General features: G+C 71.0%; 13 protein-coding genes. All 13 read left to right on the top strand.

The window, feature by feature from the left end:
• Positions 1-173: 173 nt before the first annotated feature.
• The 13 genes from ACIPEK_RS05055 (at position 174) to ACIPEK_RS04995 (ending at position 21,241) form a co-directional block, all read left to right on the top strand.
• On the top strand, positions 174-791 hold the full coding sequence (locus tag ACIPEK_RS05055; protein ID WP_383074298.1) for a CU044_2847 family protein: 618 nt from the start codon (positions 174-176) through the stop codon (positions 789-791).
• Positions 788-2,899, top strand: a complete 2,112-nt coding sequence (locus tag ACIPEK_RS05050) for a trypsin-like peptidase domain-containing protein (RefSeq protein WP_401990724.1) — start codon at positions 788-790, stop codon at positions 2,897-2,899. Before ACIPEK_RS05055 ends, ACIPEK_RS05050 begins: the two co-directional genes overlap by 4 nt.
• A gap of 94 nt (positions 2,900-2,993) precedes the next feature.
• The gene (locus ACIPEK_RS05045) at positions 2,994-4,025 is read left to right on the top strand and encodes an AAA family ATPase (RefSeq protein WP_401990721.1); all 1,032 of its coding nucleotides are present in this window, start codon (positions 2,994-2,996) and stop codon (positions 4,023-4,025) included.
• Between the two features lie 7 nt (positions 4,026-4,032).
• Positions 4,033-7,617 (top strand): SAV_2336 N-terminal domain-related protein, encoded by a 3,585-nt coding sequence (locus ACIPEK_RS05040; RefSeq protein WP_401990718.1) that lies wholly within the window; start codon positions 4,033-4,035, stop codon positions 7,615-7,617.
• Between the two features lie 303 nt (positions 7,618-7,920).
• A complete protein-coding gene (gene fxsA / locus ACIPEK_RS05035; RefSeq protein WP_383074306.1) occupies positions 7,921-8,094 on the top strand; it encodes an FxSxx-COOH cyclophane-containing RiPP peptide in 174 nt (57 codons plus the stop codon).
• A gap of 193 nt (positions 8,095-8,287) precedes the next feature.
• Entirely contained in the window at positions 8,288-9,496 is a 1,209-nt protein-coding gene (locus ACIPEK_RS05030) for an FxsB family cyclophane-forming radical SAM/SPASM peptide maturase (RefSeq protein WP_401990715.1), read from the top strand.
• Complete coding sequence (locus ACIPEK_RS05025) at positions 9,493-10,884, top strand: aKG-HExxH-type peptide beta-hydroxylase (protein WP_401990712.1); 1,392 nt, start codon at positions 9,493-9,495, stop codon at positions 10,882-10,884. Before ACIPEK_RS05030 ends, ACIPEK_RS05025 begins: the two co-directional genes overlap by 4 nt.
• A gap of 81 nt (positions 10,885-10,965) precedes the next feature.
• Positions 10,966-13,959 (top strand): FxSxx-COOH system tetratricopeptide repeat protein, encoded by a 2,994-nt coding sequence (gene fxsT / locus ACIPEK_RS05020; protein WP_401990709.1) that lies wholly within the window; start codon positions 10,966-10,968, stop codon positions 13,957-13,959.
• 728 nt (positions 13,960-14,687) lie between these two features.
• Positions 14,688-14,909 (top strand): mersacidin/lichenicidin family type 2 lantibiotic, encoded by a 222-nt coding sequence (locus ACIPEK_RS05015; protein ID WP_383074313.1) that lies wholly within the window; start codon positions 14,688-14,690, stop codon positions 14,907-14,909.
• 25 nt (positions 14,910-14,934) lie between these two features.
• Positions 14,935-15,174, top strand: a complete 240-nt coding sequence (locus ACIPEK_RS05010; protein ID WP_383074315.1) for a mersacidin/lichenicidin family type 2 lantibiotic — start codon at positions 14,935-14,937, stop codon at positions 15,172-15,174.
• Positions 15,175-15,267: 93 nt separating this feature from the next.
• A complete protein-coding gene (locus ACIPEK_RS05005; protein ID WP_401990705.1) occupies positions 15,268-18,585 on the top strand; it encodes a type 2 lanthipeptide synthetase LanM family protein in 3,318 nt (1,105 codons plus the stop codon).
• Positions 18,582-19,097: a hypothetical protein gene (locus tag ACIPEK_RS05000; RefSeq protein WP_401990702.1), complete on the top strand. Its 516-nt coding sequence runs from the start codon at positions 18,582-18,584 to the stop codon at positions 19,095-19,097. The genes ACIPEK_RS05005 and ACIPEK_RS05000 overlap by 4 nt, the downstream gene beginning before the upstream one ends.
• The gene (locus tag ACIPEK_RS04995; RefSeq protein WP_401990699.1) at positions 19,094-21,241 is read left to right on the top strand and encodes a peptidase domain-containing ABC transporter; all 2,148 of its coding nucleotides are present in this window, start codon (positions 19,094-19,096) and stop codon (positions 21,239-21,241) included. Before ACIPEK_RS05000 ends, ACIPEK_RS04995 begins: the two co-directional genes overlap by 4 nt.
• Positions 21,242-21,291: the final 50 nt, after the last annotated feature.

The raw sequence follows: 21,291 nt of genomic DNA, 5'->3' as shown, positions 1-21,291 counted from the left end.
ATGCCTGGTGACAGCCCCGCGAAGGCCGGGATTACGTCCTGGGGCGCGGTCCGCGGCAGCCGCGCGCGCACGTCGAGAACCGGCCCGCCGCGCCCCGGCGTCATGGTCCATGTCTCTCGCATCGGCGGCGTACTGCCGTTAACCTGCGGGTAGTTGGGGGAACGGGGGGTTTCATGGGTGACGGCGGAGCCCGTATCACGCGTATCGAGATGCCGGACGGCACACCGGTCTGGGCGAGGATCTCCGGGGCGGAGGAGCTGACGAAGCCCGCCCGGGGGCCGGCGTTCACGGACATCGGCTACGGGGACTTCGCCGATCAGGTGCAGGCCCGGGTCGAGAGCCTCCAGGCCGTCGTGACCAGCGTTGCGCGTTCGCTCGCCGAGCCGTTGCGGGCGGTGCGGCCCGACGAGGTCAGCGTCGAATTCGGCATCGAGCTCACCGCGAAGGCGGGCAAGGTCGTCGGCCTGCTCGCGGACGGCGAGGCCAAGGGTGGCATCAAAGTCACGCTGACGTGGAGCGGTGGCGGTCCGCCCGTCGATCCGACTCTCCCGGCGCAGACGGGGGCGCGTGGGGCGGGGCAGGCGCCGCCGCAGGCAGCCGCACCCCCGGCCACGCAGGCCACCCCGCCCATGCCGCCCCCGCCCTCCTCGCCGCCCGGGCACCCGCCCGCGCCCACGGCACCACCGGCGGCGGTCCCGGGGGCATCCGCGGGGAATCCGGACGCCGGGGCATCCACCGGCGCACCGGCGCATCCGGACGGGCCCGGGCCGGACGCCGGAAGCCGGTCATGACCCAGCCGCCGGGCAGGGGCGCAGGGGGCGGCTCGGAGAGTACGTACCGTGCGCTGGCGGGCCTCGTGATGGCGGCGACCGTACGCATCCATCGCCCGGAGCCCGGGTATGCCCCTGACGGATCCGACAGAGGCTTCCTCGGGAGCGGCTTCTTCATCGCTCCGAGCTGGGTCCTCACGTGCGCGCACGTGGCGATGGAGGGGGAGGGGCGTCACGTGGACGTGGTCTTCAAGCCGGACCCGGGCAGCGCCGAGACCGCGGTCCAGGGCACCGTGGTCGCCGCCCTGCCCGAGAGCCGTCACGCCACGGCCGGGCCCGGCGGTGCACGCGTTCCGGCGCCTCCGGGCGGCTGGCCCGCCCCCGACCTCGCGCTCATCCGGTTGCTGCGGCCCGTCGAGCACCCCTGTGTGTACGTCACCGAGCGTCCGGCGGGCATGTTCGGCGGCGGCTCGGTCCTCTACACGGGCTGGACCGACGGCGGGTCGGGGCAGCTGACCCGGTTCAGCGGGCGGTGCCAGGTGATGGGCACCTTCGGCGACTGGGCCGAGGACGACGAACAGATGCGGCTCGACGGCGACCGGATGTACCCGGGCCTGTCCGGCGGACCCGTGGTGGACCTGGCCCGCGGCGAGGTCGTCGGCGTACTCAAGTCGCGCTCCGACGGCACGACCGGCGGGACCTCGATCGGCGTCGAGCGGCTGCGCACACTGCCCGTGCCCCCCGGGGCGGTCGCCGCCGAGTCCGACGACCCCTACCAAGCGGTGTTCCACGCCCACGACCGCTACCACGCCGACCGGCACACCAGCCCGGTCGGCACCGATCGGACCTGGGCCGATCTCCAGCGCGAACTGGGTGCCGGAGCAGGACTCGCCCTCAGCCCCCAGCAACGCGTCGACCTGCTCGGCCGGCTCGCCGAACTCCCGCCCCCGCTCAGCACCCGCAGCCTCCTGGACCTCCTGGACCGGCTGCCGGACACCCATCCGGCCGAGCACCACGCGGCACCGCGCGGCTGGCGCGACGGACTGGGGACGCTCTACGACGCCCCCGGCGGCGACGGCGCACTGGAACTGATCCTGCGCTACTGCATGAGCGCCATCTCCGCCGAACGCCCTTACGTCCTGCCGTCCACCCAGCTCGCCGAGGCATCCCTGTGGGAATGGGTGAAGCGGATGGCCGAGGACCGGCTCTCCCGCAAGTTCCGTCATGAGCTTGCCGGGCTCCGGCACAACGGCCGGCACGCCCCGGGCCTCGAACACCTGCGAAGCCCGGCGCCGACGCTCGAACCCGCCAGGATGCGCAGCGCCCCGTTCGTCCTGCTGGCGCTGGAGCCGCGCGGCTGGGAACGGGACCGCTACGACTGGCGGATCGGCGTCGCCCAGCACGACGGGGACGTCCTGCCCGTCGCCGAGGACAGCCGGGGCACCGCATCAAAGGCCCTCCCGGCCCGGCTCGCGGGCCCGCTGGCGGAGGCGTTCCGGCGGTGCGACGAACCCGACGACCCCGCCGTGCTCCAGGTCGCGGTGGACCAGGCCCTCATGGACCTGGAGGTCGACGGATGGCGGGTGCCGCCCGACGGGCGGCCGCTCGGGGTGCTGCGCCCCGTGGTCATCCGCCGCCTGGACCACCGTCCGCTCCTGACCGATGACGGGATCGACGAGCGCGAGGCGCGCTGGAACCGGACCATGACCGCCGCGATGCGGGCCGCCGTCGTCGACTGCGAGGACGGAATGCGGGTACCCGTACCCGTGGTGGAGGAGCTGCGCCAACTGGCCTACGAGACCGTCCCGGTGCTCTGCCGCTACGGTGAACGGGCCCACCCGGAGACCGCGGCCGGTCTCGGACGGGTGATCGACGGGGGTTTCGGGGTGGCCCTGTGGCGGCGCCGGGCGGCCGAGCCGGCCGCGGTGTGCACTGAATTCCACCGGCGCGCCGCCGATACGGTCGCCGAGGCCCGCGCCGCCGTTCAACTCCCGAAAAAAGTGCATGAGCTGAGGCAGGGGGTCTATGCGGGCCGTGCGGAGACGTACTGGTCGGACGGTGTCGCCCTGTTCTACGAAGATCCACACCATCCACTGCCCGGCTCCGGGCAGTTCCTTGAGGCGCCGTGAACGGCCGGGCCCTTACGGCGTGTACGCCGGATCGCTACCGTGATGCACGTTCGGCTGCTGCCCCTGGCGGACGAGTGACGACGAGGAACACGTTATGAGTGAACCCAGCGAGTGGCTCATCTACCGAGGGGCCGGCGAACCGCACGAGGGCATCGAGCAGCTGCCGCCCCCGCCGCCCTGGCGGGACTTCGCGGGCCGCGGCGCCCCGGACCCCGACGAGCCGGACGGGGACGGATCCGCCGACCGCCGCCTCGGCGGCTACCGGCACATCGCCGAACTCCACCGGCCGGGTGCCGAAGAGCTCGAAATGATCAATGCCGCGCTCTATCTGCGGCGTCCGCTGCTGGTCACCGGCAGCCCCGGCGCCGGAAAGAGCACGCTGGCCCACTCCGTCGCCCATGAGCTCGGGCTCGGCCGGGTCCTGCGCTGGCCCATCGTCAGCCGCTCGACGCTCCAGGACGGCCTCTACCACTACGACGCGATCGCCCGGCTCCAGGATGTACAGATCGCCGCGCACAGTGCGGCTGCCGGGGCGCCCGGCGCCGAATCGGCACAGAGCGTCGGCAGCTACATCCGGCTCGGGCCGCTCGGCACCGCGCTGCTGCCCTCGGACCGGCCGCGCGTACTGCTCATCGACGAGCTCGACAAGAGCGACATCGATCTGCCGAACGACCTGCTCAATGTGCTGGAGGAGGGCGAGTTCGCCATTTTCGAGCTGGAGCGGATCGCCGACCGGCTGCCCGACGGCGAGGCGGAGGTCCTCGACGACGACGGCAACAAGGTGAAGGTGAGGGGCGGCAGGGTGCAATGCCGGTCCTTCCCGTTCGTGGTGCTCACCAGCAACGGCGAGCGGGACTTCCCGGCGCCCCTGATGCGCCGCTGCATCCACCTGGAGCTCGGACGCCCCGACCACCAGCGGCTCGCGACCTTCGTACGCGCCCACCTGGGCGACGAGGCGGCGCGGTCCGGCGACGATCTCATCGCCCACTTCCTGGAGCGCTCCCGCAGTGAACTCCTCGCCACCGACCAGCTGTTGAACGCGATCTATCTCACCGATGCCGCCGCCCCGGCCGGCCGGGACCGCCTCGCCGACCTGCTCATTCAGCGACTCGACCGGCCGAGGTGATGCGCTGATGGCCGACGGCAAGGCGCGGCACGGACCGGATGAGGGACGCGGCCCCGGCGGCGGGCGGGATGACATCGTGGAGCCTTACGACACCCACGTCCCGGGTGAGGCAATGAACACCGAGCCCGAAGCTCCTGAAGCTGTCGGGCCGGTGCCGGGGCCGGAGCCCGGTCGCGCGCCGCAGCAACAGCCGCAGCCGGACTCCGAGCCGTACGGCGGAGGCCTGCTGCCCGTATTCGTCGCCCGGTTGCGCGAAGCCGGGCTCGACCCCGACGCCGAGCAGCTCTGCGACGCCCTCTGGCTGGCCCGCTGGACCCGTCACCCCGACGCGCCGGACGACGAGGGCGACGCGGCCGCGCAGCTGTTGTCCGTCGGCCCCGCCCAGGCGGGCCGACCGGACGGGCGGCCGGCCCCACAGGTGACCGGACGGGACGAAGCCCCGGACCTCGCCCCGGGCGACGACGAGCCCGCGGAGCAGCGGGACCTCGGCGACACCGACCGGCGGATCGCCCTCTATCCCGTACCCCGCACCGCGCCACCCGGCGGCCCCCGCCCGGACGGCCCGGCCGGGCGCGGACGGAGCGCCGCCCGGGGCGGCCGGGCGCGAGCGCTCACCGTCGGCGTACCCGCCGCCCCCGCCCTCCCGGCGCCGCTCGAACTCCAGCGAGCCCTGCGCCCGTTGCAGCGCTACCGCCCGGCCGCACCCCCGCTGCGCCGTACGCTCGACGAGACGGCGACCGCGGAGCTCAGCGCCCGTGCCGGTGGAATGATCATGCCGGTGTTCCGCGGTGCTTCCCGGGGCGAGGCGCTGCTGCAGTGCGTCATGGACGCCTCGTCCTCGATGCTGGTGTGGGACCGGATGTTCGGTGAACTGCAGGATATCTTCGGACAGTTGGGTGCCTTCCGGGATGTCCAGGTGCGCTATCTGCATCAGGGGCCCGACGGCGCGGCGGCGGTGAGCCGCAGCCCCGATCCGGCCGCCGCGCCGCTGAACTCCGCGGACCGGCTGAGCGATCCGACCGGCCGCCGTGTCACCGTCCTGGTCAGCGACTGCGCCGGTCCGCTCTGGCACAGCGGCCGGGCCCACCGGCTGCTGCACCAGCTGGCCGGGCAGGCCCCGGCGGCCGTGCTCCAGCCCCTGCCGCAGCGGATGTGGAACCGCACCAGGCTGCCGGTCACCTACGGTTCGCTGTCCCGGGGCGAGGGGCCCGGCGGCGCCGCCGTACTGAAGGTCACGGAGCATGCCGGATCGGGGCCCGCCGTGCATCCGGGCGCGCTCGCGATACCCGTACTCCCACCGGTGGAAGGCGCGTTGGCGGCCTGGGCGAGACTGCTCTCCGGCACCGGTGCGGGGCAGATCTCCGGAGCCGTCGGCTGGGTGCGGGCCGATCAGCCCGCGGCGGCCGCGCAGCGCCCCGGTGATGGGCTGTCCTCGCTCCAACTGGTCAGCCGCTTCCGCTCCGCGGCCTCTCCGGTCGCCGGACAGCTGGCCGTCTACCTCGCGGCGGCCCCGCTGTATCTGCCCGTGATGCAGCTGGTGCAGCGCACGATGCTGCCCCACTCCGGCCCGTCCGAACTCGCCGAGGTACTGCTGAGCGGACTGCTGACGCGGAGCAGGGCCGAGGACGGGGGTGAGGGCGGCGGCCAGTGGTACGAGTTCGCGCCCGGAGTCCGGGAAGCGCTGCTCGGTCCGCTGGGCCGGGACGAGGCGCTGCTCGTACTCAAGCACTGCTCGCAGTACATCGAGCAGCGATTCGGGAAGGGCGGGCCGAACTTCCCTGCCCTCGCCTTCGCCCAGCTCGGAGAGGGCAGGGACGGATCGTCGCGGTCCACCCGCACCACGGACACCAGGGAGAGCAGCGCGCCCGACGGGGAGATCGAAGAGGGTGACGAGAGCGGGGAGAGCGGCGCAGGCGGCGGGTCGCGCGTCCCCCATCCCTTCGCCGAGGTCGCGGTCCGCGTACTGGAGCGTTTCATGCCCCTGCCCGAGCAGTTCGTCATCCAGACCGACCGGGACGGCTACCGGAGCCCCGTCCAGACGCCGAACGCGGCGGTGGAGAGCGCCCGCGTCCTCGTGCGGCACTTCGAATCGGACAGCATGGTGCAGTACCTGATGGATGCCGTGCAGCTGCTGCGGGGGGCCACGGAGCGCGAGGAACGGCCCGGCGCCGACCCCGAACTGTGGGCGGAGTACTCGCGCTGCGTCCTGCGGCTGTGGGAGGTCCAGGGCGACGCCGAGCTGCTCCGCGAGGCCGAGTACGCCGCCGAACGGGCCGCCGCGCACCCCGGGGCGGTACGCGAACGGGCCGTACTGGCGAAGGTGCTGCACGCCGCGGCCGACGACCGGCGGCGGCGCGGCGACCGGCGCGGCGCACTGGAGCTGCTGCGGCGCGCCGACCGCGAGTACACGGCCGCCTGCTCGGCCCCCGGCCTGGATCCCGCCGAGGCCCTCCGGCTCACGCTGGAGCGGGTCCGGGCCCTGGAGGCGCAGTGGCGGCTCGACGGCGACACCGCCCTGCTGCAGGCCGCGTACGGCATGCTGGAGGCGTTCGCCGATGTCTGGCCCGACCAGGAGAACCGGCCCCCGGCCCTGCCGCTGGCGCACGGTCGGACCCTGCTGAGACTGGCAGGGGCCACCGTCGACACCGAACAGTCCCGGGTGTACGCCGGTCAGGCGGCGCGCTCCTTGCGCACGGCGTTCGAGCAGGGCGGCGGCCGGCACACCATGGGCACCGAGGTGCGCATCCTGCTGGATCTGGTGGACGCCCTGCTCGCCTCCGGCGAGGAGCCGGACGAGGCGGCGACCCTGATCGAGCAGGCCCTGGCGACCGTACGGGAACAGCGGCTGCGCGCCCTCCTCCAGACCCGGGCCGCCCGAGTCCGTGTCGCCCGTTACGAACACACCGGCAACCCGGATGAACTCGTGGACGCCGCCGACTGGTTCGCCCGCGCCGCGCGCGGCGTCCCGCGCGACTCGCAGGCCCACGCCGATCTGCTCGCCGAATGGGGCGGTACCCTGCTGCGCCGCGCCCAACTGTCCGACGGCCGCGCACACATCGGCGCCGCGATACGGGTGCTGCGCGACTGCCGTACGGAGACGGCGTCGGGCAGCGCGCGCCAGGCCGAGCGGCTGCTGATGCTGGGGCGGGCGCTGATGCTGCGGCACCGGGCCACCGAGGACCGGGTCGATCTGCGGGAGGCCGAGCATCTCTTCGGGCTCGCGGCCCAGGAGGCGACCGACCCGCTGACCGCCGCGCGCTGCTGGCTGGAACTGGGCCTGTCCCACCTCGACGCCTCCCGGGTGCTGAACCGTCCGGCCCGGCTCGACGAGGCGGCCGAGGCGTTCCGGGGCGCGGCCGATGCGGCCGACGCGGCGGAAGCGGAGCTGGAAAGTTCACAACAGGTACGGCAGGCGGTCGAGTTGGGTGGTACGGCCAACCACTGGCGGGGTATGACATACGAGAGGGCGGGACGTCCCCGGGCCGCACGCGAGGCGTACCGGGCGGCCCGCCAGGAATGGCGCAAACTGCCGGACGGCGGCGGCGCGGCGGGCGAGGCGACCGCCGAGCGGCTGGCCGAGCTGGAGCGCTGAGTGCCGGGCAGCCGGCGTTCTGGCGGCGTGACTCCGGTCCGATGCGATCCGGGCGATGCGCGTTGTGCATGACCGGCGTACGACCGACGCCGGTCGATGGCATGCTCAACAAGGCGTATGCCGGATTGTGCGGGGCATCGGTACAGATATGACCGGTGCGAATCGCACCGGCGCCGGCGTACGTGCACCATCGCAACGCGAGTAGATGTATGTGTGTCAGGGACACGGGCTCAACGGGACGCGCTCAACGGCGAGCGAGTCATCGCAGGCCCGATGCGGCAGTACGCAGTACGGGGAGGCGTGATGAGCGAGTCGGTACGCAACGGCGGGCCGGATGAGCTGCCGGATCTGCTGGGGCTCGATCTGGAGGCGCTGCGGACACTGGACCACCCGGTGCTCTCCGCGGTGGTCGCGGATCTGCGCGGCCGGGCCGAGCAGCCGCGGGAGATGCTGTGGGGATTCAACAACGCCTTCTGAGGCGGGGTGCCCCGCTGCTCCGCCGGGCGGGGCCGGAACCGCACGATTTCGGTCCGGGGCCCGGTTGAACAGGACATCGTGGTCCGGGACGGGTTTGCCCGCACGGCAGGCCAGGGATACTCGCCTCGGGCCGGCAACGGGGGCCGTCCCGGCAGACATGCAGCACGGGGGTGCCGGAGTGTCTCGACAGGCGATGCCGCACACACCCCGGTGCACGGAATCCTGCGCCGGCGGCCGACTCCCGGTCCCCTTCGGGCAGTTCATCGTCAAGGTGCACGGCCGGTGCAATCTGGCCTGCCGCTACTGCTATCTCTACGAGGGCCCCGACCACACCTGGCGGGCCCGCCCGGCCGCCGCCGCATCCGCCGTCCTGGACCGCACCGCGGACCGGATCGCCGAACACGCTGCGGCCCACGGACTGCACAATGTCGCCCTTGTCCTGCACGGCGGCGAACCCCTCCTCGTAGGCGCCGACCGGCTGGCCGCCCTGGCCGGCCGGGTGCGCGACCTGGTGCCCGTGGACTGCACCGTCCACACCACCGTGCAGACCAACGCCACCCTGCTCACCGATGCACGCGTCGCCACCCTCGCCCGGCACGGCATACGCATCGGCATCAGCCTCGACGGCGGTCTGGCCGCCCACAACACCCGGCGCACCGACCACGCGGGACGCCCCTCCTGGCCCGCCGCCTCGCGCGGCGCCCGGCTTCTCGCCGACCAGCACCCCGACGCGTACGCGGGCATCCTCACCGTCGTCGACCCGCAGACCGACCCGATCGAGATGTACGAGTCGCTGCTCGCCCTGCGCCCACCGGCCCTGGACCTGCTGCTGCCGCACGGCAACTGGACGAACCCCCCGCCGGGCCTGCCCGATGCGGGGACGGCCCCCACGGTGCCGGAACCGGGCCGCCCGACCCCGTACGGCGACTGGCTCACCACCGTCTTCGACCGCTGGTGGCCGGCCGGACGGCGGGAGACCCGGATCCGGCTCTTCGAGGAGTGCATCGCCCTGCTGCTGGGCCTGCCCGCCGCCACCGAATCCCTCGGCCTCGACCCCGTCAACGCGATCGTGGTCGAGACCGACGGGACGATCGAGCAGGTGGACTCCCTCAAGTCCGCCTACGACACGGCCGCCGCCACCGGGCTCGACATCTTCCGCCACACCTTCGACGACGCCCTGCGCCACCCCGGCGTCGCCGCCCGCCAGGCAGGCGCCGACGCGCTCGCCGCCGCCTGCCGCGCCTGCCCGCTGCTGACCGTCTGCGGCGGCGGCCACTACGCACACCGCTACCGCGCAGACAACGGCTTCACCAACCCGTCCGTCTACTGCGCCGATCTCGAACGGCTGGTGCGCCACATCGCGGGCCGGCTGTACGACGCAACCGCAGGAGCAAACCGATGAGCCCCCCACTCCCGGACCACATGCTTCGCCAACTGGGCCGCACCGAGGGCGACGCCGACACCCTCCACGTCCTCGTACGCGACCAGGACACCCGCCGGCTTCTCCTCCTGCGCGCCCTGCTCGACGCAGCCGAGACCGCCCCCGCGACCGTCTGTCCGCCCCAGGCACTCGACCGGCTGCACCAGGACTGGGCGCTGCTGGAGACGGCCGACCGCGCCGACCGCGCCGCCGTGCGCACGGTCCTGTTCCATCCCCTCGCCGGGCCCTGGGCGCAGTGCTGCCTTCGCGGCCTCACCGGTGCCGCCCCCGGCTCCGGACTCCCGGCAGACCTCGACCACTTGAGCGCACTCGCCGCTGCGGCGGCGATCCGCAGCCGGGTCGCGTTCGGCGCCCGGCTCACCGCTCGCGACGGGCTGCTGTCCCTGCCCACCCTGGGGGCCCTGCGCACGCCACCAGGAGCGGTGGACATCGAATTCTCGGACGGCGAGATGACGGTGTGCCGACCGGCGGGCGGGCCGTCTCTCACCGTGCATGCGCATCGGGACGGTACGACCAGCTCGTCCGACGCCCGCTGGCTGCCCGTCCACGCCCTGCCCGCCGTGCTGCCCGGCGTCGGCCCCGTGCCCCTGGACGACCTCGATCCGTACCGCACCGACGGCAGTGGACTGGAGCGGCACGGACTGAGCGCCGCCACCCATGTCGACGACCACGAACGCAAGGCCTGGACCGAGTCCTGGTCCGGAGTGGAGCCCCTGCTCCGCATCGGTGGCGAGCACCGCCTCACCGAAGCGGCCGTGCTGCTGCGCTGCGTGATACCGCTCGGCAAACCTCCCGGCTCCGGGCCCACCGGCGAGGGCGCGGCGCACTGCAGCGGCACCCGGCGCGAGGCGTTCGGCGCCGTCCTCAGCAGCAAGCCGGCCACCCCCGCCTACTTCGCGTCGACCCTCGTCCATGAACTCCAGCACACCAAACTGGCCGCGCTCGGCGCCCTCGTACCGCTGCACCACGAGGACGCGACACCACGCCACTTCGCCCCTTGGCGTTTTGATCCCCGGCCCTTCGACGGCCTCCTCCAGGGCGCGTACTCGCACCTCGCGCTGGCCGACTACTGGCAGCGGTTCGCGCTCGGCGCGCAGCGCGTCACCCATGGCGACCTGGCCTGGGCCGAGCACGCCCGCTGCCGCGAACAGGTCGGGGCCGTACTGCCCGTGCTGGCCGGATCGGCGGCACTGACCCGCGAAGGCCGGGTGCTGGTCAACGAGATGATCACGCTCTACCACCGTCTGGATGATTGTCCGCCTCCCACGGGTCATCTCGCACGCGCGGAAGCGTACGTGGCCACCGCCAAGGTGATATGGCAGCAGAGGAACGGCTCGCGAAGGCAGTGAGCGGCCCCCGCGACACCGGCCGGAGCGACCACGCTCCGGTGTATGTTGGCAAGGCTCGCATCGAGGCAGGGAGACGGTTGAATGCCCGGAACGCGTAAGCAGGTTGGAGCAACCGGGGCGCAGACCGTCACCATCAGTTTCGCCGGTTTCAACCGCGCCTGGGCGACGTGGATCGGAGACCGCCTGGAGCGCCGTGGAGTGACGGTCGTCCAGCAGCGCTGGGACCCCCCGATCGAGGTTCCGCTGGAGGAGTCGCTGCGGGATCTGACGCTGTCACGCGGCAGCGTCATGGTGATTCTCAGCGACTGGTACTTCCAGCTCGGCCCGCGCAGCCACGACGAGTGGAACAGGGCCCTGCGCGAGGTCGTCGCCCCCGACCCCGACCGCTTCGCCGCCGTCTGTGTCACCACCTCCGCACTGCCCGGCGCCACCTCGGTCCTCGGCGCGGCCGACCTCACCAATGTCGGTGCCGACGAGGCCGAACGGCGGCTCCTCGTCCGCCTGGGCCTGCCCACCGACCCGCTGCCCGAGTCCGTCGGGGCCAGGCAGGGGCCCCGGTATCCGGCCGACACCCCCGAGGTGTGGGGCGGGGTGCCGCGCCGCAACACCCGGTTCACCGGCCGTGAGGAGCTGCTCAGCAAGGCGTACCAGGCCCTTCAGGACGCCGGATCCGGCGCCGGGGTCGTGACGCTGCACGGCATGTCCGGCGTCGGGAAGACCCAGCTGGCCGCGGAGTACGTCTACCGCTTCGGTTCCGAGTACGACGTGGTGTGGTGGGTGCCCGCGGACCGGCGTGCCCTCTACCGCCAGAAACTCGCCGAACTCGCCCCCGAACTGGGCCTGTCCACCGGTGCCGAGTACGGCGAACGGCTGCGCGCGGTACGCGACGCGCTGCGCCGCGGCGAACCCCACTCCCACTGGCTCCTCGTCCTCGACGGCGCCGACGAACCCGAACACATCTGGGACCTGGTGCCGACCGGCCCCGGACACGTCCTGATCACCTCCCGCAACCCGGAGTGGAGCGAGCACAACAGCAACCTCGTCGAGGTCCCGGTCTATGACCGCGAGGAGTCGGTCGCGTTCATCCGCCGCCGCGCCTCGCGCCTGACCCCGGCCGAGGCCGACCAGCTCGCCGACGCTCTCGAAGACCTCCCGCTGCTCCTCGACCAGACAGCCGGCTGGCTCAACGACTCCGACATGTCGGTCGAGGAGTACATCGAACTCCTCGAAGGCGGCATCGACCAGGACGTCGTCAAGGTCTCCGCGGACTTCCCGCTCGCCTTCCAGACGGCCTGGTCGATACTGCTGAACAAGCTCAGGGACACCGTCCCCGAGTCCGTCGACCTGCTGCGCCTGTGCAGCTTCTTCGCACCCGGCTCCATCCCCGTACGGCTGCTGAAGGAGATGCCCCCCGGCGAACTGCCGGAACAGCTCTCCGGCCTGATGAACGACCCGCTGCTGTGGAACAGGGCGATCGGCCAGCTCCGCCAGTACTCCGTGGTCCGACTGGAGTCCCACGAATCGGTGGCCGACGAGGCGTCGTCCGGCGAATCGCTCTACATGCACCGCATGGTCCACCAGATCATCGGCAAGGACATGCCGGAGCGGGACCGGCACGAGTTCATCGACGTGGTCCGCCGAGCCCTCGCGGCCGCGGACCCCGGCCGGCCCACCGACACCCGTCTGTGGCCTGCCTACGCCGAGATCACCCCGCACCTGAAATGGGCCGACGTGCTCAAGAGCACGGACCCGGCGGTGCAGACTCTGGTGCTCAACTGCCTGCGCTACATGTACCTTTCCGGCGAGTACCGGGCCGGCATCAAACTCGGCGCGCGTGCCATGAAGGCGTGGCGGGAACTCCTCGGCGAGGACCACCCCAGGGTGTGGGACCTCAGCTACAACTACGCCAACCTGCTGCGGGCCGTCGGCGACTACGCCGGTACGGAAGCCATCGAACGGGCCGCCGTCGACCATCTGCGTACCGAACGCGGCGCACAGGACCTGGAACACCTGCGGGCAGCCGGTGGCCTCGCCGCCGATCTGCGGGGCCTCGGCCGCTACGACGAGGCGCTGGAGATGTCCGGGTGGATCCTCTCCGCCTACCGCGAACTGCTGGGCGACCAGGACTCGCGCACGCTCAACGCGCAGAACAACCTGGCCATTTCGCTGCGGTTGCTCGGCCGGTACGAGGAATCCCTGGAGCTCAACCGGCGGACTCTGGAGGCCCGGCGGCAACTGCTGCGTCCGCGTCACAGCTGGACGCTCTACTCCGAGATCAACTACGCCACCGATCTGCGGCTGCTCGGCCGCTACAGCGAGGCCGAATCGCTCCAGAGCCAGAGCGTCCGTGTCCACCGGATCGTGATGGGGCACGACAATCCGCAGACCCTGCGTGCCGAACACAACCTGGCCCTCTGCCAGTACCGCTCGGGAGAGCGTGCCAGGGCTGCGGCGCTGTTCACCCGGGTCCTGGAGCGCAGCGAACGCGTGCTGGGCGAGGGTGACCCGCTGACCATGATGTTCGCGGCCAGCCAGAGCTGCTTCGCCCGTGAGCACGCGGACATCGACCAGGCCAGGGACATAAGCGAGAAGGTCGTCCAGGGCTATGTGGGCATGCTCGGCGAAGGCCACCCGTATGTGGCGGGCACCCGCGCCAACCATGCCCTGATCCTCCGCAACGTGGGGGAGCGGGATCAGGCGCACAGCCTTCTGGAGGAGGCGCTTGCCGACATGACCCGGGCCGTGGGTGAGAACCACCCCTGGACCCTGGGCTGCGCGATCAACGCCTCGGCGCTGCGCAACTTGGTGGGCGACCCGGAATCGGCCGCCGCACTGACGGAATCGATCATTGCCAGGGCCCTCGAGGTCCTCGGCCGGACCCATCCGCTGACTCTTTCCGCCCGGATCGCCCACGCCGCGGACCTGCGGGGTGTCCGGGACCGGCAGCGGGCCGAAAAGGTCGAGAGCGAGGCACTGGACGACCTGGTGGCCACACTCGGAGCCCAGCACGTCCACACGGTCTCGGCGCGTTCCCGTAACCGTCCGTTCTGGGACTTCGAGCCCCCGATCATCTGACCCGTATCCCTGAGAGCGGCACGCACGGTCAGTGGTTCCGGTGTGCCCCGCTCCCGCACACCACCGGGCCGGCCCGGTCGTGCCGCACCGGCAGCCCACTGGGCAACGAGCCGGGCGACGGCCCGCCCGACTGCTCCAGGGCGTCCAAGACCGACCGGCACATGGGGGGCGTCGCGGGACTGGGCACGCACACCTGCGGCGTTGTCGTCAGTCGACAACTCCCCCATAGCCCTTAAGGCATGGGGGCCCCTCCGCGGCGCCTTCCTCCTCCGCCTTGCAGCTGCACGCACCAGCCCCGCTCTTCCTCCCACCCCCCCCATGTGCCGGTCGGTCTGAAGCCTTTGTGAGTTCACGTATTCCAAGCGGTCCCGCGCATGGCACGTCATGTGCGCTTCAGGACGATGGCACGTCAGGTGCGCTTCGGGTCGCCACGCAGTGGAACGACCCATTCGCTCGGCAGGGAAGCCGGGCCACCGCCACGGGTGCGGGCAGACCGCCACAGTTCGATGTCCACGGGCGGCGCCCTGCCTCGTGCTGCCCTCTGTGCACGGGTACCCACCGATCGCATGCCCGGCATATGCGCAGTCTGTGCCCGCCTTGGTCTCCTCGCGGTATTCCAGGCCAATCCAGGTTCAGGAGGATGGCGAACAGGTCACCGGGGATCGAATCACTTTTCGTCGATCACGTCCGGTGACCTGAATCCGCAACGATGGGAGGTGAATCGACAAATGAACCTTATTCGCGCTTGGAAGGACCCGGAGTACCGGGCCACTCTCGCCGAGGCCCCGGCCAACCCGGCCGGCCTGGTCGAGCTGGCCGACGATCAGCTCGACGGCGTCGCAGGTGGCACCACGTGGGCCTGCGCCACGATCACCCTGACCGTCACGGTGTGCTCGCCCACCGGCACGCTCTGCGGCAGTTGCAACATGGGTACGCGCGGCTGCTGCTGAGCCGTCGCCATCACATCAAGGAGTGATGTTCGTGGACATAGTGCGGTCTTGGAAGGACGCCGAGTACCGGTTGTCCCTCGGGAGTGAGGCCCCCGCCCATCCGTCGGGCGAAGGCCTCACCGCCATTACCGATGAAGAGCTGACTGAGGTCAACGGTGCCGGCACCGGTGTCCTCGGCACTCTCGGGTGCTGCTGGTGCCTGCCGTGGTATTCAGGTTGGACCGTCTGCGGTCTCGTCTGCGACCCCGGTACGCCCTGTAAATAACAACCAGTAGCTTACCGAACAAATGACGCGACCGGCAGGGGGTCAGTTCAGGCCTCTGCCGGTCGCGTTCCTGTCTCAGGAGGAGAGACGAGAATGCCGCTCGAAGCAACCGATCACGACACCGGCAGGCAAGGCCGGACAGGCCTCCCATGGCACCGGGCGGCCACGCTGGGCGAGAGGACGGGCGGACACCCTTCACGGACCGACACCGTCCGTGGCGAGAAGCGCCTGGCCATGTGGATGGAACTCGCGCCTCTCAAAGGCGATCAAGCCACCCTGGACATGCGGCTGGCCCCGCTGGGCGTCACCGCCGGCGAACTGTCCGCGCTGCTCGGCGAGACCGATGAGTCCCTCGCCTCCCGGCTGACGGTCGAACCGGAGTGGCACAAGACCTTCCTCCGCTGGTGGGCGACGGGCATGGCCGCCACCGACGCCGACCGCCGTCTCGACCCCGACATGGGCCTCCTCGAAGTGATCCGGCCCCTTGTCGAAGGTGCGGTTCACGAACTTGACGCCCTCATCGAGGAACGGGTCGCGGCTTCGGCCGACCCCGTCATGGCCGATCTCGGTCACATACTCGACGTAGTGCGCGCGACAGCTCCGGCAGCGGACTTGCTGGGACATGTGCAGCGGACCCTGGTCCTTGAGCTGAACATCGCCCGCGTCGAGGACCGGCTGGCGGGCGAGACTCCAGAGGAGCGCTTCGCCTCCTATGTGGAGCTGCTGCGCGATGAGGGCAACGCCCTCGGCATCTGGGACGAATACCCGATCCTCGCGCGGCTCCTCGTCAATCAGCTCCGGTTCTGGATCGACACCCGTGTCGAACTGATCGAAGCGCTTGTCGCCGATCTGCCCGTCCTGCGCGAGGGCATGCTCGCCGGAGCCGGCCCAGAGCAGCTGGAACGAATCGAGTTCGGCGCCGGTGACAAGCATCGCCGTGGCCGGTCGGTCGCGATCGTCACCTTCGACACCGGCGCGCTCGTGTTCAAACCCCGTTCGCTGGCCATGGACCTTGCGTTCGACCGCCTTCTCGACTGGGTCAACCGGCAGCACCCGCCGCACGATCTCGCCCGCATCGGCGTTCTCGACCGCGGCGAGCACGGCTGGGTGGAGCTCGTCGACACGTCGGCGACCACCGACGCCGAAGGCGGCGACCGCTACGCGTGGCGGCTGGGCGGGCTGACGGCGTTGCTGTATCTGCTCCATGCCACCGATTTCCACTTCGAGAACGTCCTCGCCGCGGGCGAGCACCCGGTTCTCGTCGACCTGGAAGCACTGCTGCACAGCGACAAGACGGCTGCCGTCGTGAAGATCGACGGCGAGACGGACATCGCGGCGGTCACGCTCGCCAACTCTGTTCAGTCGGTCGGTATCCTGCCCAACCGTCTGCTCGTACGCGGCGAGGACGGCACCTTCGGGCTCGACGTCAGCGGGCTGGCCGGGCACGGCGGCCAGCTCACTCCGATGCCGGTGCCCACCTGGGAGGGCAGCGGTACCGACCAGATGCGGCTGGTCAAGCGCCGCATGGAGATGGATGCTGAACGCAATCACCCGATGACCGCCGACGGCGAACCGATCGACCTGGTCGGACGCGTTGACGAATTCGTGGACGGTTTCACCCACGTCTACCGGCTCCTCGAAGCCGGACGCGACGAACTCCGCGGCCCGGACGGGCCGATCGCGGCCTTCGGCTCCGTAAAGACCCGGCTCATCGCCCGCCCCACCCACATCTATGGCCGTCTGCTGCTGGAGAGCACCCACCCGGACTTCCTGCGCGACGGACTCGACCACGCGCGGTCGCTGGCCCGACTGGCCGGCGGCCACATCGAGATGCCGGACTCCCGCAATGCGATGGTCCTGGACGAGATCGCCGAACTGTCACTCGGGGACATTCCCATGTTCACCGTCGACGCCGACACGGGCGCCCTGCGCGGCGGGCTCGACGGCACACAGATCGGCACTCGTACCCCGGCACCGCTGACGGCCGTACGCGAGCGGCTCACCGCGCTCGGCGACGACGATCTCGCCTTCCAGGAACGCGTCATCCGCTCCAGCGTGGCCGCCACCGTCATGGGCGACAACGAAGCACGCTGGCCCAACTGGCAGCGTGCCCGCATGGGGAGCACGGCGGACTCCGGGGACTTCGCCGAGGAGGCCCTGCGCATCGCGCGCCGGCTCTCGCACCTGTGCGTCCGCGACGATCACGGGCTCGGCTGGATCGGCCTCGACCTGGTGGACGAAAAGTACTGGCAGTACGCCCCCGCCCCGATCGGCCTGTATACCGGCACGGCCGGTATCGCGCACGCGCTGGACGCGGTCGCGGCCGTGACCGGCGACGCGGAGACCGCTGAGCTGGCGCAGGCCGCTTTCGACCAAGTCGCCAAGCGCTCCCTTCTCATTGCCGAGACCCTGGCCGGACTGGAGAAGAAGCCCGGCCCCGCCGAGTTCGGTATCGGCGCCTTCGGGCCCTTCGGCGGAGCGATGTACGCCCTGGCGCACGCAGCCGTCCGCCACGGTCGCCAGGACTATGGCAGGGCCGCCGCCGCACTGCTGCCCGCCATCGGCGAACTCATCGACGAAGACCCGCTGCTGGACGTGGTGTCCGGATCGGCAGGGGCGATCCTGTCACTGTTGTCGCTGGAATCCGCCGCGCCCGGAAGCGGAGCCGCCGAGCTCGCGGTGCGCTGCGCCGACCGGCTCCTGGCCACCCGGCAGGAGACCCGTGACGGCTGGGGCTGGATCACTCCGATCAACCCCGAGGCGCCGCTGGCCGGGTTCTCCCACGGGGCGTCCGGCGTCGCGTACGCGCTCGCCCGGCTCAACCAGGTGGCCGCCCGCCCGGAGTACGCGCAGGCCGTACACCACGCGCTGCGATACGAGTCGACCGTCTACGATCCTGATCTGCGGACCTGGCGTGACCTGCGTCCGGCAAACCTCGGCGGCCGGACGGTCATGAACGCCTGGTGCCACGGCGCCCCGGGCATCGCGATGGCACGTACCGAATTCCAGCGGATGGGAATCGCGCCGGATCTGGCCCAATCGATCGAACGCGACAGGCACAGGGCCGTGCTCGCGTCCATCTCCACCGGACTCGACCTCAACCCGGTGTCCGGGCTGGGCAACCACAGCCTGTGCCACGGCGATGTCGGCAATCTCCTCATCATCGAGGCGAGCTGCAACCCGGATGCGGAACCAGAGGTTGCCGAATTGCTGCCCCCGGTGTGGAACACGCTGCTGCACGAGGGCCGTGAGAACGGCTGGCTGTGCGGCGTCCCGAACGGTGTGGAGACCCCCGGACTGATGACCGGACTTGCGGGTATCGCCTGGGGCCTGGCACGCAAGGCCGACCCTTCACAGGTACCGGACCTGCTGACGCTGACCGGGCCGACGGGGGAGGAACGGGGACGTTGAACGCCAAGACCACAGCACCCGCTGAATCGGACGGCGCCCTTGCCGAGGGCGTCTACCGCCCGAGCATGGTGGCCGCCTACCGGGCCAACCCACGTGGCCCGGCCCTGACCGGCTTCGACGTCGAACGAATGACGCCGCGGTGGCGGTGGGCGCTGATCGGCGCACTGATCATCGCCGGCACCGTCCTGGCGGGGCTGCTCGTCAGGGTTCCGGTCGGTCCGACCGGGGCCCTCGCCGGGACCAACAAGGGCAACGCCGTCCTCGCATTCCCGAAGTTCGCCCCTCCGGCGAAGGGCACCGATGTGGTCCTGCGCCTGGGCGAGAACCGGACCGTGACCGGACGCGTCAAGGATTTCCAGCCCGGTCAGGGAGGCACCCAGGTCACCATGCTGCTCGTCGAACTACGCACCGGTGAGAGTCTCGACGACGCGAAGGACGGTACGGAGGTGGCCATCGACCAGGGCACCAGGCCGCTGCTCCTCGACATCCTGGACGGAGGCGGGGAAAAGTGAAGATCCGACGCCGCCGGGTTCCCGTACGGCTGCAGTCCACTTCGGTCGAATGCGGTGTCGCCGCTCTGGCGATGGTGCTCGCCCACCATGGCAGACACACCACGGTCGCCGAGCTGCGCGACCGCATGGTGCTGGCCCGCGACGGGGCAAGCGCCGCGTCCATCGCCCGGCACGCCCGCGAGCTCGGCATGAAGGTCAAGGCATTCCGCGCCGAACCGCACGCTCTTGCGGAGCTGTCGATGCCACTGATCGCGCACTGGGGGATGAACCACTTCGTCGTGATCGAACGCATCACCCGCAGTGGCGCCGACATCGTCGACCCCGCATCCGGGCGGCGCCACATCACCCATGCGGAGCTCGACGCGTCGTTCACCGGCGTGGCTCTGGAACTGGAGCCGACCGACGCGCTCGAACAACGCACCGGCGGCGAGGCCGGACTGTGGTCCTTCGTCAGGCCGTTCCTGCCGCGCTCGGTCAGCGTGCTGTCCGCCGTTGTCGGGGCCTCGGTCATCCTGACCGTGTTCGGGCTTCTCCCGGCGTTCTTGACCGCCTACGTCGTCGACCGTGTGCTGCCCGGCCGTCAGGAGAGCACCCTCCTGATCCTGATGGCCGGACTCGCCGCCTACGCCGTGAGCCACGCGATGATGACGCTGGCGCGGGCCGAGCTGCTGCTGTGGCTCCAGACCCGTATGGACTGGTCGATGATGGGCTCGTTCCTCAGACACCTGATGTCGCTGCCGTACCAGTTCTTCCAACTGCGCACCGGCGGCGACCTCCTCGTCCGCGTATCGAGTATGGCCTATGTGCGTGATGCGGTCTCCAGCCAACTGCTCGCCGTCTTCCTCGACGTGGCCCTGCTGGGCATCTACCTCGTGGTCATCGGATTCAAGTCGCTGCTGTTCGTCGCCGCGATCCTGGCCATCGCCGCCGTCCAGCTCTCCGTCATGATTGTCTCGGCGCCGGCCGCACAGCGTCTGACCGAGCGCGAACTCCAGTCACTCGGCGAGGCACAGAGCACCCTCCTGGAAGCGGTGACCAGCGCCGAGACAGTGAAGTCCTCCGGCGCCGAACACGTGGTCGTTCAGCGCTGGTCACAGAAATTCACCGAGCAACTGGCCTCATCGGTACGCAGAAGCAGGCTCGACAACACGATCGACAGCCTCCTGGGCATGCTGGGAACGGCGTCACCCCTGCTGATGCTCGTTCTCGGTGCCTCGCTCGTGTTCAGCGACAACCTTTCCCTCGGCGAGATGCTCGCCCTGATCGCACTCGCCGGAGCAGCGCTGTCCCCGGTGACGCAACTGGGCCGTAGCATCAAGACGTTCCAGACCATCCGAGTCCACCTCGACCGGCTGCGCGACGTACTCAACGAGCCGTCGGAGACCGTCGGCCAGGGGGACAAGAAGGTCACTCTGGATGAGCCGATCAAGCTGACGGATGTCAGCTTCCGGTATTCCGGGGACGGCCCGGAGGCCCTTTCGGACATCTCGCTCACGGTCAACCCGGGCGAGAAGATCGCCATCGTCGGTAGCAGCGGCTCGGGGAAGTCCACCCTGGCGCGCCTCGTCCTCGGCCTCTACGACCCCACCGACGGGCAGATCACCTACGGTGAGACGCCTCTGATCGACATCGACCTGGGGCATCTGCGGCGCCAGTGCGGTGTGGTCACCCAGGACGCCGACATCTTCAGCGGTTCGGTGCTGAGCAACATCGCACTGGTCAAGCCCGAGGCGAACTTGGACGATGTCGTCGCTGCCGCCCGTCTTGCGGCTGTCCACGACGACATCACGCGCATGCCGATGGGCTACGAGACCATCCTCGGCGAGGGCGGCAGCGGTCTGTCCGGCGGTCAGCGGCAAAGGATCGCCCTGGCCCGTGCCGTCGTGCACCAGCCGCGTGTCCTGCTCCTGGACGAGGCCAGCAGCCACCTGGACGCCACGACCGAGGCGACCGTGCACGAGAACCTCTCGGAGCTCAACTGCACCCGCATCGTCATCGCGCACCGCCTGAGCACTGTCCGGGACGCCGATCGCATCCTCGTTCTCGACCGGGGCCGGATCGTCGAGGACGGACGGCACGAGGAACTGGTCGCCCGCGGCGGGGCGTACGCCGCACTGGTCGACCAGCAGCTCGTACATGACTGATGCGTCGGATGCGTTCGCAGTGCGACCGCGCGGGTACGCCATGCTCAAGG

The sequence above is a fragment of the Streptomyces sp. NPDC088246 genome, assembly GCF_044741025.1.
Taxonomy (GTDB): domain Bacteria; phylum Actinomycetota; class Actinomycetes; order Streptomycetales; family Streptomycetaceae; genus Streptomyces.
The sequence above is the reverse complement of the archived record's forward strand: the minus strand, read 5'-3'. Positions and strand labels throughout refer to the sequence as shown.

Bases quoted from the DNA above. Each gene is read 5' to 3' on its own strand.
- ACIPEK_RS05055 (WP_383074298.1), top strand. From the start codon at position 174: ATGGGTGACGGCGGAGCCCGTATCACGCGTATCGAGATGCCGGACGGC.
- ACIPEK_RS05050 (WP_401990724.1), top strand. From the start codon at position 788: ATGACCCAGCCGCCGGGCAGGGGCGCAGGGGGCGGCTCGGAGAGTACG.
- ACIPEK_RS05045 (WP_401990721.1), top strand. From the start codon at position 2,994: ATGAGTGAACCCAGCGAGTGGCTCATCTACCGAGGGGCCGGCGAACCG.
- ACIPEK_RS05040 (WP_401990718.1), top strand. From the start codon at position 4,033: ATGGCCGACGGCAAGGCGCGGCACGGACCGGATGAGGGACGCGGCCCC.
- fxsA (WP_383074306.1), top strand. From the start codon at position 7,921: ATGAGCGAGTCGGTACGCAACGGCGGGCCGGATGAGCTGCCGGATCTG.
- ACIPEK_RS05030 (WP_401990715.1), top strand. From the start codon at position 8,288: ATGCCGCACACACCCCGGTGCACGGAATCCTGCGCCGGCGGCCGACTC.
- ACIPEK_RS05025 (WP_401990712.1), top strand. From the start codon at position 9,493: ATGAGCCCCCCACTCCCGGACCACATGCTTCGCCAACTGGGCCGCACC.
- fxsT (WP_401990709.1), top strand. From the start codon at position 10,966: ATGCCCGGAACGCGTAAGCAGGTTGGAGCAACCGGGGCGCAGACCGTC.
- ACIPEK_RS05015 (WP_383074313.1), top strand. From the start codon at position 14,688: ATGAACCTTATTCGCGCTTGGAAGGACCCGGAGTACCGGGCCACTCTC.
- ACIPEK_RS05010 (WP_383074315.1), top strand. From the start codon at position 14,935: ATGTTCGTGGACATAGTGCGGTCTTGGAAGGACGCCGAGTACCGGTTG.
- ACIPEK_RS05005 (WP_401990705.1), top strand. From the start codon at position 15,268: ATGCCGCTCGAAGCAACCGATCACGACACCGGCAGGCAAGGCCGGACA.